Below are 544 nucleotides of genomic sequence, written 5' to 3'. Positions count from 1 at the left end.
CGTCCTAGAGATAGGGCTTCCCTTCGGGGCAGCGGTGACAGGTGGTGCATGGTTGTCGTCAGCTCGTGTCGTGAGATGTTGGGTTAAGTCCCGCAACGAGCGCAACCCTTATCTTTAGTTGCCAGCATTCAGTTGGGCACTCTAGAGAGACTGCCGTCGACAAGACGGAGGAAGGCGGGGATGACGTCAAATCATCATGCCCCTTATGACCTGGGCTACACACGTGCTACAATGGCTGGTACAACGGGATGCTAGCTCGCGAGAGTACGCCAATCTCTTAAAACCAGTCTCAGTTCGGATTGTAGGCTGCAACTCGCCTACATGAAGTCGGAATCGCTAGTAATCGCGGATCAGCATGCCGCGGTGAATACGTTCCCGGGCCTTGTACACACCGCCCGTCACACCACGGGAGTTTGCAACACCCGAAGTCGGTGAGGTAACCGCAAGGAGCCAGCCGCCGAAGGTGGGGTAGATGACTGGGGTGAAGTCGTAACAAGGTATCCGTACCGGAAGGTGCGGATGGATCACCTCCTTTCTATGGAGA

The 544-nt window shown here is 55.9% G+C and carries 1 rRNA gene; it reads left to right on the top strand.

The annotated features are described in order from the left end of the window. Positions 1–535: ribosomal RNA gene (locus tag ACQCN2_RS23345) — 16S ribosomal RNA — on the top strand; the annotation flags it as partial. Positions 536–544 lie beyond the last annotated feature (9 nt).

Origin of the sequence: Brevibacillus ginsengisoli (assembly GCF_050113715.1) — a bacterium.
In the GTDB taxonomy this organism is placed as follows: domain Bacteria; phylum Bacillota; class Bacilli; order Brevibacillales; family Brevibacillaceae; genus Brevibacillus_H; species Brevibacillus_H ginsengisoli.
Note: the sequence above shows the minus strand (reverse complement) of the source record. Positions and strands in the feature narration are given on the sequence as shown.